The following is a 17,523-nucleotide window of genomic DNA, read 5'->3' on the forward strand; positions in this document are numbered from 1 at the left end:
CAAGTTAAATTTAGCGCAATTTCACAGCGATTTAGATATAATCACGCATTAATTTCAATCAAAACGGAAGTAAAAATGAATAATCAAATCACCCCAGAAATAGTAGCACAGCATAAAATCAGCCCTAGTGAGTATGAAAGTATTTTAAAAATCCTAGGTCGTGAGCCAAATCTGCTTGAACTTGGCGTATTTTCTGCCATGTGGAGTGAGCATTGTAGCTATAAATCTAGCAAAAAATACCTAAATGGCTTTCCAACCAAGGCAAAGTGGGTCATCCAAGGACCTGGCGAAAATGCTGGCGTTATAGACTGCGGCAAGGGCTGGGCGGCTGTATTTAAAATGGAAAGCCACAATCACCCAAGCTTTATCGAGCCTTTTGCTGGCGCAGCTACTGGCGTGGGTGGAATTTTTCGTGATATTTTTACTATGGGAGCTCGCGTAGAGGCTAGTATGAACTCACTGCGCTTTGGCGAGATTAAAGGCAAAGATGAGAGTATAAATAAGCACCAAAAATACCTTATCAAAGGCGTCGCGGCAGGTATTAGCCACTATGGAAACTGTATGGGCGTGCCAACAGTAGCTGGCGAGACTAGCTTTGATGAGAGTTTTAATGGAAATATTTTAGTAAATGCCTTTGGGCTTGGGATTTGTAAAAGCGATGAGATTTTCTACGCAAAAGCAGGCTCTGCTGGCAACCCTGTAATCTATGTAGGCAGTCGCACTGGCAGAGATGGTCTAGGTGGGGCTGTGATGGCAAGCGATAGCTTTAACGAAGCTAGCAAAAAACTTCGCCCAACTGTTCAAGTAGGCGATCCTTTTGCTGAGAAGCTTTTGATGGAGGCTTGCTTAGAGCTATTTAAGACCGATTATATCGTAGGAATTCAAGATATGGGCGCAGCAGGGCTAACTAGCTCTAGCTTTGAAATGGCTGGCAAAAGTGGTGCTGGCATGAAGCTATACCTTGATAAAGTGCCAATGCGTGAAGAGGGCATGAATCCATACGAGCTAATGCTAAGCGAGAGCCAAGAGCGCATGCTAATTTGCGCAAAACCTGGTTTTGAGAATAAAATCAAAGAGATTTTTGAAAAATACGAACTTCACGCAGAAGTAATAGGCGAAGTAACAGACACTGGCAATATGGAGCTATTTTGGAGGGGAGAGCTAGCTGGGCTTATACCAATAGCGCCTGTCACAGAACTTGCCCCAGTGCTAGATCGCCCTACAAAAGAGCCAGAATATTTAAACAAAATCAAAAATATAAAAATAGATGATTTTAGAAAAATTAGTGCTAAAAAGGCCTTTAAAACCTTGCTAAAAGATGAAAATATCGCAAATAAAGCCTATATCTATGACCAATACGACGCTCATATCGGCACAAATACCATAAAAATGCCAGGCTCGCTAGGTGCTGGGGCAATCCGCATTAAAGAGAGTGGTGCGGCTGTGGCGATGGCGTGTGAGTGTAATACTAGAATGAACTTTGTAAATCCGCTAGTAGGCGCCGCCGCTGCGGTAGCAGCTGCTGGACGAAAGGTAGCAATGAGCGGTGCTACGCCACTTTCTATCACAGACTGCCTAAACTACGGAAATCCGCAAAATCCTGAGGTAATGTGGCAGTTTGCCAAAGGCTGCGAAGGTATAAAAATCGCTTGTAAAGAGCTAAATACACCTGTTGTAAGCGGAAATGTGAGCCTATATAATGAAACAAACGGCATTAGCGTTCAGCCAACACCAGCTATTGCTATGGTTGGCGTGCTAAAAGATGCGAAAAAACTGCTTAATTCGCACTTTAAAGAAAGCGGCGTGAGTGTTTTTGTGCTTGGGGATACTGGGGCGGATTTTGCTGGTTCGCTGTATATGAAAAGCCTCTTTGGCGTTTGTGGCGGCGAGCTAAAAGAGCTTGATTTTAAAGCTGAGAGGGCTCTTTGGGATTTGGTTATCAAAGCAAATGATAAGGGAATTCTGGAATTTGCCAATAGCGTGGGCGTGGGTGGTGTGGCTATAACATTAGCTAAAATGTCTGCCTTTGGCGGTGTGGGCTTTAAGGGCGAGTGTCCTTATGATGATGAGAGATGGCTATTTAGCGAGAGTTTCTCACGCTCTATTGTGGGCGTAAAAGGCAAAAAAAATATAGCTAAACTTGAAGCTATGGCTAAAGAAGCCGGCGTAAAATGCCAAAAAATCGGCAAAACAAAGGCTAATAATAGCTTTGAACTAGGCAGTATAGAAATGAGCTTAGATAAACTTAAAAAGCTGTATTTTTCAAGTTTTAGTGAAATTTTAAGCAAATAGGGAATTCTAGAATTTAGAGTTTTAAATGCTGGAATTCTAGAATTTTTTGAATTCAAAACTCTTATGAATTCTAGAATTTTTTGAATTCAAAACTCTTAGGAATTCTAGAATTTTTTGAATTCAAAATTCTTAGGAATTCTAGAATTCCTAAGAATTTTTGAAATTTATTTAATTTTATAGCTTAGAAATTTTTTAAATTGCTAAGCTATAAAATCAAAATTTTTGGGATAAAAATGGGTTTTTGGTTTTCGCTTTTTATTATCGGTCTTATTTTTTACGCTCTTACTAAGGGCTATGCCAAAAGTCCAGCAGGCTCGGCGCACAAGGCTTTTAGCGAACAAGATGCTGCCTTTTTGGTAGCGCTTCTTGCTCGCATTGCCAAGGCTGATGGGGTTATTAATGAGAGCGAGGCTCGTTACATCTCAGGCATACTTGATATGTGCGAAGAAGAGCTAAAAGACCCTGGCGCAAGAGCTAGGCTAAAACGCATCTTTGATGAGCAAAAAAACTCGCAAACTAGCATAGAAGAAATGGCTAGAATGTATAAAAGCGCAAGGTTTTTAACTAATGATGAATGCGCTAGCGTGATCGTCTACTTGCTTCACCTTGCCTACGCAAATGGCTCGCTGCACCCAAATGAAAAAAGAGCGATTGATGAGGTGGCAAGGGGCTTTAATCTTGGCGATATATCTGCTTTTTATGCTAGTTTTGAGCGTGAGTTTAGCAGGTCTTGGCAAGGTGAGAATTCTAGTTGGAATTCTAGCTGGAATTCCAAAAATGGTAGCTACGAGAGCAAGAGAGAAATAGACCCTTACGAAGTGCTAGGCGTTTCAAAAGATGCTAGTTTTGCTGAGATAAAGAAAAAATACAGAGAGCTAAGCCGTAAGCATCATCCTGATTTTTTGGGTGCTGGGGCTAGCAGCGATGAGGTGGCAAAAGCGACAAAGAAAACTCAAGAAATAAACGAGGCCTACGAACAAATCAAAAAAATGAAAGGTGAATAATGAGAGCGTTAATTAGCGTAAGTGATAAAAGTGGAGTTGTAGAGTTTGCTAAGGGGCTAGAAGCCCTTGGCTGGGAAATTCTTAGCACCGGTGGGACTTATAAAGTGCTAAAAGAAAATGGCATAAAAGCCTTAGAGGTTAGCGAATATACAAAAAGCCCTGAGATGTTTGATGGGCGTGTAAAGACCTTGCATCCAAAAATCCATGGCGGAATCCTTCACCGCAGAGATATAAAAGAGCATGTAGAAGATGCTAAAAAACATGATATAGGCGCAATTGATCTAGTTTGTGTTAATTTGTATCCATTTAAAGCCACAATCAAACAAACTGATGATTTTGATGAGATTATAGAAAACATTGATATAGGCGGTCCTGCTATGGTTCGCTCGGCTGCTAAAAATCATGCTTCTGTGCTGATTTTGACAGACGCAAAAGACTATGGCTTAACACTTGAAAAACTTCAAAATAATAGCGTGGATCTAGAATTCCGTAGATATTTAATGATAAAAGCCTACGAACACACAGCAAGCTATGATAGCATGATAGCAAACTATATGAATGATAGATTTAATGGTGGTTTTGGCGCATCTCGCTTTATAGCTGGAAAAAAGGTATTTGATTGTCGTTATGGCGAAAATCCGCACCAAAAAGGCGCTGTGTATGAGTATGATGACTTTATCAGCAAAAACTTTAAAGTGCTAAAAGGCGAAGCAAGCTTTAATAATATGACTGATCTTAACTCAGCTGTGGCTATTGCTAGCGCCTTTGGCAATGCTCCTGCTGTGGTTATTTGTAAGCATGGAAATCCTTGTGGCTTTGCAATAAAAGAAAATCTACTTGAGAGCTATAAAGCTGCGCTTAAATGCGATCCTATAAGTGCCTTTGGTGGCGTGGTGGCGATAAATGGCAAGCTTACAAAAGAACTTGCCCTTGCTATGAAAGAGGTCTTTACTGAGGTTATCATCGCTGCTAGCGTGGAGCCTGAGGCACTCGAAGCTTATAGTGATAAAAAACGCACAAAGATTTTTAGCCATGAAAGCGAGTTTTTGCTTGGTAGCACTGAGAGCTTTAATTATAAAGCAATTGATGGTGGATTTGTGTTCCAAGAGCGTGATAAGCTAAGCGATGATGAGGTAGCAAATGCTAAGCTAATGAGTAAAAAAAGCGCAAATGAAGCTGAGCTAAATGATCTAAAAATAGCTTGGAAAATCGCAGCCTTAACCAAATCAAACTGCGTAGCGTATGTAAAAAATGGTGCATTGGTAGCTATTGGCATGGGTATGACAAGCAGAGTGGACGCAGCTCGTGCAGCTGTGGCAAAGGCTAATGATATGGGGCTTGATTTAACAGGCTGCGCGCTTGCTAGCGAGGCGTTTTTTCCGTTTCGTGATAGCATTGATATTGCTGCCAAAGTGGGCGTAAAAAATGTGATCCAGCCAGGTGGTAGCATAAGGGATGATGAGGTGATAGCAGCGTGTGATGAGCATGGGATGAGTTTATACTTCACCGGCATTCGCCATTTTTGGCACTAAAAGCTTCGTCTCTTTGGCGCTTTTTACTCGCGCGCAGCTGCGATGAATTATGTATTCTATCTTGCTACGCGCGAGCAAAAATCACTCAAAGATACTTGCTTTTTAAGTGGTCTAGTTTTTGCTAGTTTTGAGTATTTAAAATGAAGCTTTTTCAGTTAAAAGATGGCTATCGCTACAATAGCGATTCTTTGTTTTTGTGGGATTTTGCTAGAAAAAACTGCTCTTTTAGAGCCAGCCAAAGCCTGCTAGATGTAGGCTGTGGATGCGGAATTTTGGGCTTGCTTTTAGCTAGAGATTTTAATTGCGCTTTAAGTTGCATTGATATCCAGCCACAAAACTGCGAGCTAGCGCAGATTAACGCCCAGGCAAATGATATAAAAGCTAGCATCATTTGCGCTGATTTTTTTAAAGACTGGGAGAGCGGGAATTCTAGAATTCCTAGTAATTTTGATGAAAATTCTAGAATTCCTAGTCAAAGCTGTCAAAGAAACCAAAGCTTTGAGCGAATTATTTGTAATCCGCCTTTTTATGATTTTGGTGGAGAGAATAAAAACGCTCACAAAAACACTAGCCGCAATGCTAGTAACTTTGATATATCAGCCTTTGCTAGCAAATGCTCTAAGCTACTTGCGCCAAAAGGCGAGCTGGTACTGTGCTATGATGCAAGGCTCGTTGATAGGCTTTTGCAAGCTTTATTAGAAGCGGGGCTAAAGCCTATTAAACTAGCGTTTTTGCACTCAAAGCCTAGCAAGCCTGCAAATGTCGTGCTAGTAGTGGCTAAAAAGGGCGCAAAATCGCCACTTTGCGTTTTTGGCTCACTTTTTGCTTGTAATGAGAGTGGAACGCACTCAGATTTTGCCAAAGAGGTTTTTATTAAAGCAGATCTTATAAGCGTTGATTTGCAAGCGTTGATTTGATAATTTAATTAAGAGGTAAGGAAATGAAAGCTACTTGGCTTTTGTTGGTTGTGATGCTGTTTTTTGGAGCGTGTGCGAAGACTACTGCTACCATGCCAAATAATCTAGCGCAGGTAAATGTAGAAAATAGCGATGATTTGGCTTATTTAGAGGCTTTTGATGCGCTAAATAGGGGAGATGAGGAAGTGGCGTTTGAGAAGTTTTTTGCTTTGTATAAAAAAACTGGCTCGTTAATCTGTGCTAAAGAGGCTTTAAAACTAGCTTTTGTGCTAAGAAATGATAAGCTAGATTTGCTAGTCCAGGTAGCAAAAAAGCAAATGAGCAAAGATAGCGATGTTTTGCGAATTCTAGCTGGCTATGAGCTACAAAATTTAAAAATCGCAAATGCTAAAAAAATCATAAAAAAACTAGTTGCCATGGAGCCAAACTCAGCTGTAAATTACAGCATTTTAGGTACTATTTATGTGCTTGAGGACTCAAAGGACTTGGCACTTTTTGCCTTTAAAAAGGCTTATAGCCTAGAGCCTAGCGAGATAAATCTTTTAAAGCTCGTTGACATGCTAGCAAATGTACTTAACAGGCAAAAAGAGGCTATTTCTTTTGCTAGTGATTGGGTTAGCAAGTATGGATGCACAAAGCAGACTTGCTTGGTGCTGCTTGGGCTTTATGCTGCAAATGAAGATAGTACAAATATGGCTGCTGTTTATTCTATGCTTTATGATAGCTTTGGGGGTGAGAATTTCTTGCGTGATGGGCTAAGTGTGCTGCTTTTTAAGCGTGATTTTGCTGGGGCTAGGGCACTGCTTGAAAAATACCGCTTTGATGATGGAGTTCTTATGGAGCTTTACTCTCAGCTAGGGCTTTTTGAGAATGCTTATAAGCTAGCTAGTGAGCTTTATGAAAACAGCAAAGAGCCTAGCTACCTTGCTAGAATGGCGATATATAAATACGAAAACGCTGGAAGCAAACCTAGCAAAGAGCTTTTAGCGCAAGTAGTAGAGCTTTTTGAACGCTCTGTTTATGAGAGCAAGGATGCTATTTTTTACAACTACTACGGATATTTGCTTATAAATCACGATATAGATGCTAAAAAAGGCTTAGAACTTGCGCTAAAAGCCCACGAGCTTGACCCAGCGGCACTTTTTATCATTGACTCAGTTGCGTGGGGATACTACAAGCTAGGTGAGTGTAAAAGCGCAAAAGAGTGGCTAGAGCGAGTTTTAACAGATAAAGAATTTGCTAGTAGTGATGAGGTAAAAGAGCACTTAGATGCGATAAACAAATGTGTAATGGAGCAAAAATGATTTTAGATGACATAATAGCAAAGACAAAAGATAGAGTTGCTGAACAAAAAAAGAAAATGAGCTTGGATTATTTAGAGCGAGCCATGAGTAGCGGATATGAACCAAGAGACGCTTTAGAGGCACTTAGAGGCTCTATGAATATAATCGCTGAGATAAAAAAATCAAGTCCAAGTAGAGGGCTAATAAGAGCTGATTTTCATCCACTAGAAATCGCTACTGAATACGAACAAAACGGCGCAAGTGCGATTTCTGTGTTAACTGAGCCTTATTATTTTAGCGGAGATATTGAGTATTTAGGACTTATTAGGCGTTTTAATAGCACGATTTTATTGCGCAAAGATTTTTTAATAGATCCTTATCAAATCGCTAGATCAAGGCTTTATGGTGCTGATATTGTGCTTTTGATAGTGCGAATTTTGGGCAAAGAAAAGCTTAAAGAAATGCTAGATTATGCTCGTTCAATCAAGCTTTTTGCGCTTGTTGAGGTTCATAGCGAAGCTGAGCTTGAAATGGCTCTTTATGCTGGAGCGCAAATCATTGGCATAAATCACAGAAACCTTGATACGCTAGCAATGGATATGAGCCTTAGCACTCGCCTTGTCCCTGAGATCCCACAAGACAAAGTCATCGTAGCTGAAAGCGGTCTAAAGACACACGAACAGCTAAAAGAGCTTAGTGCCTTAGGCGTAAATGCCTTTTTGATAGGTGAGCATTTTATGAAACAAACTAGCCCAGGGGCTGCCTTAAAAGAGATAAAATATGGAAAATGAGAATTCTAGAATTCCTAGAGTAGAGCAAAGCAGTGAGAAAAACTACGAGTTTTGTCCTAACTCAGAAAATAAAGAGCTCTTTGCTCATCTTTTTGCGCCTTGGCGTAGTGAGTATTTTGGCTCAAAGCCTAGTGGTTGCGTGTTTTGCACTATTGCTAATGAGCCTAGCAAAGATGATGAAAACTTCGTGCTATTTCGTGCAAAACATTGCTATGGCGTGATGAACCGCTATCCTTATACCTTAGGCGAGTTTATGATAATACCATTTAAGCACAGCGATAATATAGAAAGCTTAGAGAGTGAGATTTGGCTAGAAATATCTAGCCTAGCACAAAAAAGCGTAGCGGTGCTAAAAAATACTCTTGGCGTAAAAGGAGTAAATTTAGGGATGAATTTAGGAGCTTGTGCTGGAGCTGGGATAGCTGAGCATGTGCATTTACACCTTGTGCCTAGGTGGGAGAGAGATACGAACTTCATAACCACAATTGGCGGTGCGCGCGTTCATGGCGTGCCTTTTGGGCAGCAGTTTGATAAGCTAAAAGTGGCGTTTAATGAGCTTTTTGGAGATAAAAAGTGAAAATATTGCTAGCCCCAAGCGAGAGTAAAAATTCTGGTGGGAATTCTAGATTTGATATAGGCAAGCTTAGCTTTGATGAGAGTTTAGGTGCTTTAAGAGCGGAGCTTTGGGATAAATATCTAAGCGTTTTTAAAAGTGGCGATGAGGCGCAGATTTGCGCTTTAACAGGGCTTAAAAAGCCTGAGATTTTTGATTTTAGCACGAGTTTAGAGGCTATTTTGCGTTATAGCGGCGTGGCTTATGATTATCTTGATTATGGGAGTTTAGATAAGGATGCCAAGGACTTTTTAGAGCAAAATTTGCTAATTTTTTCTAATCTTTTTGGCGTATTAAAGCCAAATGATAAAGTGCCTTGCTATAAGCTAAAACAAGGCGAAAAATGCGCTGGGATAGACACGGCAAGCTACTATAAAAGCGTGCTTAGTGCGGTTTTGGATCAGTATTTGCAAAATGATGAAATTTTAGATTTAAGGGCTGGGTTTTATGAGAAGTTTTATGTGCCTAGCAAAGAATATATTGTTTTAAAGTTTATCAAGGGCGGCAAGGTCGTTAGTCACTTTGCTAAGGCTTATAGAGGGCTTGTTTTGCGCTATATTGCTATGAATGCTTGTGGCTCTTTTGATGAGTTTTTGGCTTTAAAGATTCCTGATTTAAAACTACTTGAAATTACAAAGATAAAAAATAAAATCACTTATAGCTTTGAAATAAGCCAAGATTAGTTTTATTTCAATTAGCTTAGGGTGGTTTTTAACAATTTTTTGGATTATCAAAGGTTTTATCATAACATACGCTATAATAAAACCAAAAAATGCTAAAAACAAAATATAAACACAACTAAACTCTAAATTTCTTTAGAGTTTAAATAGAAATTTAATGACCGCATCCGCCGCCGCAGCAACCAGATGCTACAGGGTGAAGCTCATCTATGTAGAATTTCACAGATTTTAGCCCCTCTTTTTTCGCCCATTCGTAAGCTGTGCTTACAAAATCCCAATTGATATTTTCATAGAATTTCTCCAAATACGCCGGGCGAGCATTGCGACTATCTATATAATAAGCGTGCTCCCATACATCAACTACTAGAAGTGGCACTAATCCATCAGTTACTGGTGTAGCTGCGTTTGAGGTGTTTTTGATCTCTAGTTTGCTTGTGTTTGGGTTATAAACTAGCCAAGTCCAGCCAGCACCAAAAAGAGTTGTGGCTGAGTTTATAAATTCAGCTTTAAAGTCTTTAAAATCGCTTTTTAAAGCCGCTTCAAGCTCACTGCTTTTATCGCTTTTTTTCGCTATACAATCCCAGTAAAAATCGTGATTATACACTTGCGCAGCGTTGTTAAATAATCCGCCTTGTGAGCTTACAAGCACATCATACAAACTAGCATTAGCTAGTTCGCTATCTTTTGTTAGATTGTTGTAGTTATTTACATATGTTTGGTGGTGTTTGCCGTGGTGATAATCACAGGCTTCTTTACTAACTACTGCGTTGGAATTTGGGTCAAATGGTAGGTTTCTTAACTCTAGCATATTTTCTCCTTTGATTTAATTTGAGATTTGAAATTATAGCCTAAAATATTCAGCAAGAGCGTAAAACTCTTAAATAAATTTACAAATATTGCGAAATTTAAATATCACAACTCTTTTATAGTATCAATAAACTTATCTACTAGTAAAGAGCCTTCAATTTTACTATTTTCAAACACCATAAAATAAAAGTATTTATCCCCAGCTTTATCTTCCTACTTTGAGCCTAATTTGAGCTTTGTCTTGCTATCATCATTTGTTCTATCATCTCCCTTTGTTTCTAGCATTATGATATTTTCATTTTCGGTGCAAATTATAAAATCTGGGTAATGATTGATAAAAGCATTTATACAAAATCCAGGTTTCATATCTTTATTTCTATGCCACCATTTTATGTTACCTAACGATACAATCTCGGTTAGCACTTTATTTTCCAACGAATTCAAATTGTCTATTTCTTCTTGGTAAAGAGATTTATCATGCAAAGAGCTTAGTTTATAAGCTTGTATTTTTGGCTGAAAGCTAAAAGTATTTTTTATTTTGATGATACCTTTATTTAATAAGTCATAAAATACTTTTTCTCTATATTCACTTTTTAACTCTTTAATTTTATTTTTTATTTTTATTGTGTATGCGTCTATTTCATCTAATAATTTTGCTTTTCTTTCATCGCTTAGATTATTTACTATACGCTCTATATAGTTTTTTAAATCATTTTCGTTTAAAGCATTATCATTTCTTAGCTTACCAAAAATCAAATTTATACTTTGGCGAATTCTAGTTTCATCATTTGTTGTTTTTAGATACTGCTTAAAATACTCTCTTTGTATTTGTGCTACTTTTTTATATTTTGGCAAACTATCTTCTTCACTCAAATACACTTCAAAAATACTGCCTTCTGCTAAGTCAAAATTGATTTGTATATCTTTATCTGCTAATTTAAAATCTTTTTCCAAATATTCTTTTTCTAGCACCTTGCTATTTAATTCTTCAAATAAAATAGAGCCACTAGGCAAAACCTTTATAAATTGCGGTATTTTTTCAACTTCAAATTTTATCTTACTAGCTTTCACTTCTAAATCTCCAAAATAATCTAAGTTAGATGAATTTTCTTTTATTTCTTTGTCGTATTCATTAGCCATAGTTTTGGCATTTTCAAGTATTTTACTTACTTTATTTTCTAACTCTATATTCTTTGTGATATTGTCTATACTAACATCAGCAGATAAAAACTCGCTATTTTCATTGCTGTTATTTTCATCATTTGCATACTCCAAAATACCCTTATCTTCTCGTGACTCATCTAGCTCTCTAAAATCCTTTTGCCTATAATCATCTTTACTAAACCCAGCTCCATTTAATCCAGCTATTACACTTTTAGCGGTTCTTTCAAAGTCATTTGAGCAAGTAAGCACATAGCTTACATTTAATTCTTGATTTGTGTATTTTCTAGCGTTTGGCTGCCTCAATACTCTACCTATTAGCTGTTCTACATCAGCAGTAGAGTTTTTATTAGCAATACTAGCTAAAATATACGCATAAGGACAATCCCAGCCTTCTTTTAGTGCGTTTATAGTGATGATATAGCGTATTTTGCAATCTTTATCTAATAAATCAATTTTATCTAGTTCGTTGATTTTAGCAGTTTTTATCGCTATTTGCTCTTTTTTTATACCGATATTTACTAGCTTATTTTTTAGTTTCTCAAAAGTATGCGCATCTTCATTTGCTCCACTTTGTGCTTGAAATAGCACTATTGGTCGTAAATTAGAATTTTCATTTTTTGCTATTGCTTCTAGTCTGTTTTGCATAACTATCGCATTGTCTATAACACTTGCTACATTTACAAAGTTGCATAAAATTACTAGTAGCTTTACCATGTTTTCTTGCTTTAATTCTCTGGCATTTGTATAGTGTATTACATTTGAGCTATCCTTTGGTGTGGCAGTAAGCTCATATTAAAAAAATAATGGCTGTTTCAAGCGTTGTAGCTTTGTTAGATTGTATGAGTGGCTCGAGAGCCTTTAAGATATCTTTGCGTGTAATTTTATAAAGTTTTTTATTATCAAGTTTTGAAAAATAATTTTTATAGCAAGCTTCTAGTGATTTTATACTATTTGGTCTTAATGCATTTTTTTATGCCTACAATATTTAAAAAAACACTCTTTAAAGGTAGAATTAACTTCATTTATGGTGATGTTTGTTAATTTATCTCTTTCTTTCTGCGCTTTTATTTTTGCTTCTGCTAACAAAATATTTTTTTAAAAATCTAAAAATAATTCAAGCAAATAAGCCAAGCTTAAAGAAAATTTGGCTAAAATCACAGCCTTTTTGCCTCGGTGGTGAAACTGGTAGACGCGCCAGACTCAAAATCTGGTATGGGCAACCATGTGTCGGTTCGAGTCCGACCCGAGGCACCACGATATAGTAAAATCATACTTTAAAGCATTTCATTTACCATTTTACCCAAGTCCTTTCTATTGATTTTTCAATATTATACAGAGTGTAAAATAAAACTTGGGTAAAATCTAGGTGAAATTATTTAACTTACATTTCAAGCCTAAAATAAAGATAAAAAGCCATTTATCACAATGGCATTTACTATATCTATAAAAAAGGCTCCGCATAGCGGCACGATGATAAAGGCTGTGTGGCTCATACCGTAGTTTTTACACACAGCTTGCATGTTTACCATAGCTGTCGGCGTAGCACCCATGCCAAAGCCGCAGTGCCCAGCTGAGAGCACGGCTGCATCATAGTCTTTCCCACAAAATCTAAATGTAACAAAAATCGCAAAAAACACCATAAGCACGCTTTGGACAAAAAGCACGCTAAATATCGGCAAAGCAAGATTTGCTAGCTGAACTAGATCAATGCTCATCAAAGCAAAAGCTAAAAATAGCGCAAGGCTAACATTGCCAAGCAAGCCAACCTCTCTATCAAAGACCTCGTGGATTTTAAGTGCACTTAAAGAGTTGCGCAAAATCACGCCAGTAAAAAGACAATACACAAAAGTAGGCAAGGTAAAACCAAGCTCAAGCCCCTTTACAAAATCAGCAACATAAACCCCCACAAGCAAACAAATAGCAAGCAAAGCAAGGCTTTGGGTGAAGCTGTTTTGCGTAATTTTGCGCTCTTTATATGCTTCAAGCTCGGTTATAGGGATATGGACACTCTCTGCGCTATCGCCTGGGGTTTTAAGATTGTGCTTTTTGATAAGATAAGTAGCCACCGGCCCGCCTATAATGCCGCCTATTACTAGCCCAAAGGTAGCTGCTGCCATAGCCACCTCCAAAGCCCCAGCAAAGCTATAAGGCTCAGCGCCAAACACACTAGCCCACGCAGCGCCAGTGCCATGCCCTCCGCTCATAGTGATTGAACCTGCTAAAAGTCCTATAAGATAGTTTTGTCCAAGGGCTGTGGCAATGCCTATACCAACGGCGTTTTGCAGCACTAAAAGCACGCTAATGACGACTAAAAAAATAAAGAGTTTTTTGCCACCTTTTTTAAGCGATGAAAAATCAGCGAGCAAGCCAATAGAGCTAAAAAATGCTAGCATCAGCGGGTCTTTTAGCGAGCCATCAAAACTAAGCTTGATATCGCCAAAAACACGCAAAAGCAAAAACAAGCTAGCTGCTATGATGCCGCCTACCACGGCTTCTGGGATATTGTATTTGCTAAGCACCTTTATACGAGAGTTCAAAAAAGCCCCAAGCAAAAGCACCAAGACCATAACCACCAAAGTAGAATAAAAATCAAATGAAATTGTTTGCATCTAATCTCCTTTATTTTTTTGCTAAAATACTAACAAAAAAATAACAACAAAGAGAAAAATCAGTATAAAAAAGTAAATTTTATTTTTTATTGTTACTATTTTACTCATTTTTAGCTTATCTTTTCTGGGGGTTAGGGGGTGTCTTTTAATCTAGAATTCCTAGCTAAATCTAGAATTCCTAGTAGGAATTCTAGATTTTTTAGATTAAATTCCGTCATTGCGAGGGAGCAAAGCAGAGGGAGTAATCTCATTCAAAATTCCGTTTAAAATTCCGTCATTGCGAGCAAGAATTCTAGATTTTAGTGGGGTTTTAGGGGTGGCAGCCCCTAAGGGTTTAGGGCGCAGCCCTTATAAAATTTGCGGGGCTGGCTTGCCCCACTAAAGCGAGCAAAATTCTAGAATTACCTAAATAAATTCTAGAATTCCCTAAGGATGAATTTAGAATTTCTAGAGATTGCTTCGCTTCGCTCGCAATGACGAAAATTCTAGAATTCCAAAGCCTTGTGTCATCCCCCGACTTGATCGGGGGATCTCATCACAAATAAATTTAAAATTCCCTATAGAGATCCTCGGGTCAAGCCCGAGGATGACATAGTAGGGAATTCTAGAATTACTAGGATAAAATCTAGAATTCCTAAGACTAAATCTAAAATTTCCTAGAATAAATTCTAAAATTCCTAGTAGGAATTTTAGAATTTTTAAATTAAATTTCGTAGGAATTCTAGAATTCCCAAGCTAAAAATACCCCCTAACCCCCAAAAAAAACTATCGCTTGGCATTTTGCGTGGCACGATAAAGAAAGCTAAAAATCTCAGCAATCGCGCGGTATAGATTTGGTGGAATTTCTTGGTCTATATCGATTTTGCTTAGGATTTCAACTAGGTCTTTATCTTTTTTTATAGGGATATTGTTTTCTTTGGCTGCTGCGATGATGTTTTCAGCGATGACGCCCTGACCGCTTGCTAGCACCTTTGGGGCGCCATCTTTTTCTTTGTTATAGCCTAGGGCGACAGCCTTTTTTAGAGCTGATTTTAGTGGATTTTTAGCTTTTTTCTCTGCCATTTTATGCCTTTATGTTATATCCTAGGTCGATGTCTTCGAATTGTTCATAGGCACTTTTGCCGCCTTTGCTAGCCACAAAAAAGTTATTTACCACAAGCCCAAGTTCGTTTAGCGCTCTTTTAAGACTTTTGGTCTCGCTTAAAATAATTTCTTTAAAGCCATCATTGCCAGTCTGTATGCTAACATCAAGAAATTTATTCTCAGCCAGACCTAGCACTATGCCAATTTCGCCGAATTTCACAAAACTAAGCTCAATGCGAGCGTAAAACTTGTCCTTGTTGCCACGCTTGAAGCTAAGGTTTGAGCTATTTAGCTCGTCCCAGTGGTAGGGCAGGTAGGTTTGTAGCGAGTTTTGCGCAAAGCTTGCTAGCTGGTGGATTTCAATCTGGGTTAAAAGTCGTTGCGCAGCGGTGTGGATATTTTGCGTGCTGGATTGATTTTGCGTGCTTTCTTTAAGGTTTAAAAGCACAGATTTCATATCGCTTTGTAGCTCTTTTAGAGCTTGTTCTGCATTATTTGGCTTGATTGCGCCTATGCTTTTAGCAGCACTTTTGGCTGAGCGAGCAAGGCTTTTTATTTCTTCAAGGGCTGATTTTGCGCTAGCTAGTTCTGGGCTAAGAGTGTTTTTTAGGCTAGTTAAGGCGCGAGCTAGTTCAGTGATTTTGCCTTGGAGATTTGGGGTGTTTACCTCTGAGGCGATTGCTTCTTTAAACTGCGATAGATTTATGTTTTTAAAGCTATTTTGCTCTTGTGTTAGAGTGGAGTTTTGCGAGAAACTGGCGTTTTGAGATAAAGAGCTATTTTGGCTAGCGTTTTGCGATAAACTGGCGTTTTGCGCAGAGTTTGCGTTTAGAGAAGACGAGTGCGCTGTGCTACCTGTGTTGCTTGTTTGTATATTTATTCTTATATGATTTGCTTTTGGCTCGTTTTGTTTGCTTAAAGCCTCTTTTAGCGTGGCATTTTCCTTATTATTTGGATCATAGCGAGTAAGAAAGGCTTTAAAATTGCTATCTTTATTTTTTAGCAAATTTAGAGCGTTTTGTAGCTCGTTTGCGCTAGCATTTATTTGTTCCCTGATAGCTCTAGCATCTTTTAGTGTAGCGCTATTTAGATTGTAGTTATTTGCGCTTTTTTGGGCGTTTTGTATGCTTGATTCTATGCGCAAGAGCAGATTTTGGGCTGTTTTTAGGCTAAGGTTTTTGCCTAGATTTGAGAGTTTATCAAGGTATTTTGCTGCGTTTTCTAGGGCGTTGCTTGCCTTGTCTAGGGCTTTAAAAGGCGAGTTATTTATAATCTCTTGATTTAGCTTTTTTTGCTCTTTTAGCAGGGTTTGAAGGTCGTTTATGCTCTTTTTAGCATCACTGTCGTTTGGTAGCTTTAAAAAGCTTTCTTTTAGCCCTTGATTTTGCGTGTTTTTCATCTGGCTAAGTAGTTCTTTGATTTTGCTTGGTAGGCTTTGGGCTTCTAGGCTTTGGGCGATTTTGGCTTCTAGCATTATGCCTGAGTCTTTAATCCCTTGTGCTACGCCTTGTGGGCTTAGGTTTTCAATCGGCTTTATGAACTTTGCTAAGGCTTCTTTAAAAGTGGCTAGCTTTTCGTTGCCCTCTAGGGCTTTTAGCAGCTCTCTTACATCGCTTGCTAGGTTTGGGGCGACTTGGAGCAGGCGTGGCATATTTGGGCCTTGTTCGCCACTTTTTAGCCCGCTTAGTAGCTTGTTTGTAAGCTCACCTAGCTTTTGTTCTATTAAGGTTTGTTTTTCTCCTAGGATTTCTTGCTTGTCAAAAAGCGGCTTGCTTGTAGCGTCTTTTGTGGTGGTGTCTTTGGTGCTTGTTACTCGCTGCGAGACATCTTTTATGCGCTTATCTCGCTCTAGTTCCCTTATTTCTTTGTCTACTAACGGCTGGGTTATGGATGTGTTTATCATATTATTTTGCTTTTATAAAAACAGCTGAAAATAGCGCAGAAATAGGCATCACAGCAATGCCAGCTAAAAAGCTAAGTGGCTCAAAAAGCTCTTTTTTTAATAGAATAAAAAAAGCTAAAATAAGCAAAACATAGCCAAGCAAGCGCAAAGGCGAGAATACAGAGCCAAACTCATAAAGGCGCAAAGGTATTTTTGGGGTTTTTTCATTAGGAATTCTAGAATTCTCTAGCTTTGCTACTTCATCTTGGCTGGGAATTCTAGAATTCTCATTATCATCAAAAACATCATCAAATGCGCTTATATCAGCATTTACTATTTTTTTTGCCACACGCTTTTTATATCCTAAAAAACTAGCTAAGATGATGAGCGAACTAGAGATTAAAGCAACTTGTGAGTTTAGCACATGGACTGCGCCAAAATACGCACAAATAACAATCAGCACTGCGTCGCTACAAAGATAAATTAAAGCTAGTTTTTTTGCCACTTTTACTCACTTAAATATTTTTGCCTATATCGTCATCTTGGGCGGTTTTTTTAGTGCTATTTGGCTTTATTATAGCGTGAGTATCGCCAAGCTCATCATAGCTTGCTTTTTGGGCTTTGTAGGCTTTGAAGACATTATTTATCGCTGCGAAGACGCCAAGGGCAATTCCGCCAAAAAGCGCCCAGTTTCCCCAGTACTGCCGTAACCACACGCCAAGACCTGTGCCAATTGCTACAGCTACTACCATGCTAATGCCAAGGCTTAGGCTATCAGCTGCACGCGCTATTTTAAAAGTTTTACTATTGTTTTGTTCTTTCATTTTTTTATCTTTATTTTATCGGCTCAGCTCGTGGGTGCCTTT

The 17,523-nt window shown here is 38.5% G+C and carries 15 protein-coding genes and 1 tRNA gene; 9 read left to right on the forward strand and 7 right to left on the reverse strand.

Annotation, left to right across the window (positions count from 1 at the left end; genetic code table 11):
- Positions 1–87: 87 nt before the first annotated feature.
- The 8 genes from purL (at position 88) to PTQ34_RS03695 (ending at position 9,115) form a co-directional block, all read left to right on the forward strand.
- Positions 88–2,292 (forward strand): phosphoribosylformylglycinamidine synthase subunit PurL, encoded by a 2,205-nt coding sequence (purL, locus tag PTQ34_RS03660; protein WP_404814904.1) that lies wholly within the window; start codon positions 88–90, stop codon positions 2,290–2,292.
- Positions 2,293–2,525: 233 nt separating this feature from the next.
- A complete protein-coding gene (locus tag PTQ34_RS03665; protein WP_273932168.1) occupies positions 2,526–3,296 on the forward strand; it encodes a DnaJ domain-containing protein in 771 nt (256 codons plus the stop codon).
- Positions 3,296–4,828 (forward strand): bifunctional phosphoribosylaminoimidazolecarboxamide formyltransferase/IMP cyclohydrolase, encoded by a 1,533-nt coding sequence (purH, locus tag PTQ34_RS03670; RefSeq protein ID WP_273932169.1) that lies wholly within the window; start codon positions 3,296–3,298, stop codon positions 4,826–4,828. The genes PTQ34_RS03665 and purH overlap by 1 nt, the downstream gene beginning before the upstream one ends.
- Positions 4,829–4,968: 140 nt before the next feature.
- A complete protein-coding gene (locus PTQ34_RS03675) occupies positions 4,969–5,745 on the forward strand; it encodes a tRNA1(Val) (adenine(37)-N6)-methyltransferase (protein ID WP_273932170.1) in 777 nt (258 codons plus the stop codon).
- 23 nt (positions 5,746–5,768) lie between these two features.
- Entirely contained in the window at positions 5,769–7,049 is a 1,281-nt protein-coding gene (locus tag PTQ34_RS03680; protein WP_273932171.1) for a tetratricopeptide repeat protein, read from the forward strand.
- Positions 7,046–7,819: an indole-3-glycerol phosphate synthase TrpC gene (gene trpC, locus PTQ34_RS03685; RefSeq protein WP_273932172.1), complete on the forward strand. Its 774-nt coding sequence runs from the start codon at positions 7,046–7,048 to the stop codon at positions 7,817–7,819. Before PTQ34_RS03680 ends, trpC begins: the two co-directional genes overlap by 4 nt.
- A complete protein-coding gene (locus tag PTQ34_RS03690; RefSeq protein WP_273932173.1) occupies positions 7,809–8,396 on the forward strand; it encodes an HIT family protein in 588 nt (195 codons plus the stop codon). Before trpC ends, PTQ34_RS03690 begins: the two co-directional genes overlap by 11 nt.
- Positions 8,393–9,115 (forward strand): YaaA family protein, encoded by a 723-nt coding sequence (locus tag PTQ34_RS03695; protein WP_273932175.1) that lies wholly within the window; start codon positions 8,393–8,395, stop codon positions 9,113–9,115. Before PTQ34_RS03690 ends, PTQ34_RS03695 begins: the two co-directional genes overlap by 4 nt.
- A 151-nt stretch (positions 9,116–9,266) precedes the next feature.
- On the opposite strand, the gene sodB is transcribed toward PTQ34_RS03695, so the two are convergent.
- Both sodB and PTQ34_RS03705 read right to left on the reverse strand, forming a co-directional pair.
- On the reverse strand, positions 9,267–9,920 hold the full coding sequence (gene sodB / locus PTQ34_RS03700) for a superoxide dismutase [Fe] (protein WP_273932176.1): 654 nt from the start codon (positions 9,918–9,920) through the stop codon (positions 9,267–9,269).
- Positions 9,921–10,132: 212 nt separating this feature from the next.
- Positions 10,133–11,797 carry a DEAD/DEAH box helicase gene (locus PTQ34_RS03705; protein ID WP_273932177.1) on the reverse strand — a complete coding sequence of 555 codons (1,665 nt, stop codon included), beginning with the start codon at positions 11,795–11,797 and terminating at the stop codon, positions 10,133–10,135.
- Positions 11,798–12,250: 453 nt separating this feature from the next.
- Between PTQ34_RS03705 and PTQ34_RS03710 the strand changes: the two genes are divergently transcribed.
- Positions 12,251–12,337: transfer RNA gene (locus tag PTQ34_RS03710), tRNA-Leu, on the forward strand.
- 140 nt (positions 12,338–12,477) lie between these two features.
- Here the strand turns inward: PTQ34_RS03710 and gltS are convergent.
- The 5 genes from gltS to PTQ34_RS03735 all read right to left on the reverse strand — a co-directional run bounded on the left by gltS (position 12,478) and on the right by PTQ34_RS03735 (position 17,481).
- Complete coding sequence (gene gltS / locus PTQ34_RS03715) at positions 12,478–13,692, reverse strand: sodium/glutamate symporter (RefSeq protein ID WP_273932178.1); 1,215 nt, start codon at positions 13,690–13,692, stop codon at positions 12,478–12,480.
- Between the two features lie 765 nt (positions 13,693–14,457).
- A complete protein-coding gene (locus tag PTQ34_RS03720; RefSeq protein WP_273932179.1) occupies positions 14,458–14,754 on the reverse strand; it encodes an EscU/YscU/HrcU family type III secretion system export apparatus switch protein in 297 nt (98 codons plus the stop codon).
- A gap of 1 nt (position 14,755) precedes the next feature.
- Entirely contained in the window at positions 14,756–16,678 is a 1,923-nt protein-coding gene (locus PTQ34_RS03725; RefSeq protein WP_273932180.1) for a hypothetical protein, read from the reverse strand.
- Position 16,679: 1 nt separating this feature from the next.
- Positions 16,680–17,162, reverse strand: coding sequence for a hypothetical protein (locus PTQ34_RS03730; protein WP_273932181.1), 483 nt, complete (start codon positions 17,160–17,162; stop codon positions 16,680–16,682).
- 10 nt (positions 17,163–17,172) lie between these two features.
- On the reverse strand, positions 17,173–17,481 hold the full coding sequence (locus PTQ34_RS03735; RefSeq protein WP_273932182.1) for an AtpZ/AtpI family protein: 309 nt from the start codon (positions 17,479–17,481) through the stop codon (positions 17,173–17,175).
- Between the last annotated feature and the right edge of the window lie 42 nt (positions 17,482–17,523).

The organism is Campylobacter magnus (genome assembly GCF_028649595.1).
GTDB classification, from domain to species: Bacteria; Campylobacterota; Campylobacteria; order Campylobacterales; family Campylobacteraceae; genus Campylobacter; species Campylobacter magnus.

Bases quoted from the DNA above. Each gene is read 5' to 3' on its own strand.
- PTQ34_RS03665 (WP_273932168.1), top strand. From the start codon at position 2,526: ATGGGTTTTTGGTTTTCGCTTTTTATTATCGGTCTTATTTTTTACGCT.
- purH (WP_273932169.1), top strand. From the start codon at position 3,296: ATGAGAGCGTTAATTAGCGTAAGTGATAAAAGTGGAGTTGTAGAGTTT.
- PTQ34_RS03675 (WP_273932170.1), top strand. From the start codon at position 4,969: ATGAAGCTTTTTCAGTTAAAAGATGGCTATCGCTACAATAGCGATTCT.
- PTQ34_RS03680 (WP_273932171.1), top strand. From the start codon at position 5,769: ATGAAAGCTACTTGGCTTTTGTTGGTTGTGATGCTGTTTTTTGGAGCG.
- trpC (WP_273932172.1), top strand. From the start codon at position 7,046: ATGATTTTAGATGACATAATAGCAAAGACAAAAGATAGAGTTGCTGAA.
- PTQ34_RS03690 (WP_273932173.1), top strand. From the start codon at position 7,809: ATGGAAAATGAGAATTCTAGAATTCCTAGAGTAGAGCAAAGCAGTGAG.
- sodB (WP_273932176.1), bottom strand. From the start codon at position 9,920: ATGCTAGAGTTAAGAAACCTACCATTTGACCCAAATTCCAACGCAGTA.
- PTQ34_RS03705 (WP_273932177.1), bottom strand. From the start codon at position 11,797: ATGGTAAAGCTACTAGTAATTTTATGCAACTTTGTAAATGTAGCAAGT.
- gltS (WP_273932178.1), bottom strand. From the start codon at position 13,692: ATGCAAACAATTTCATTTGATTTTTATTCTACTTTGGTGGTTATGGTC.
- PTQ34_RS03720 (WP_273932179.1), bottom strand. From the start codon at position 14,754: ATGGCAGAGAAAAAAGCTAAAAATCCACTAAAATCAGCTCTAAAAAAG.
- PTQ34_RS03725 (WP_273932180.1), bottom strand. From the start codon at position 16,678: ATGATAAACACATCCATAACCCAGCCGTTAGTAGACAAAGAAATAAGG.
- PTQ34_RS03735 (WP_273932182.1), bottom strand. From the start codon at position 17,481: ATGAAAGAACAAAACAATAGTAAAACTTTTAAAATAGCGCGTGCAGCT.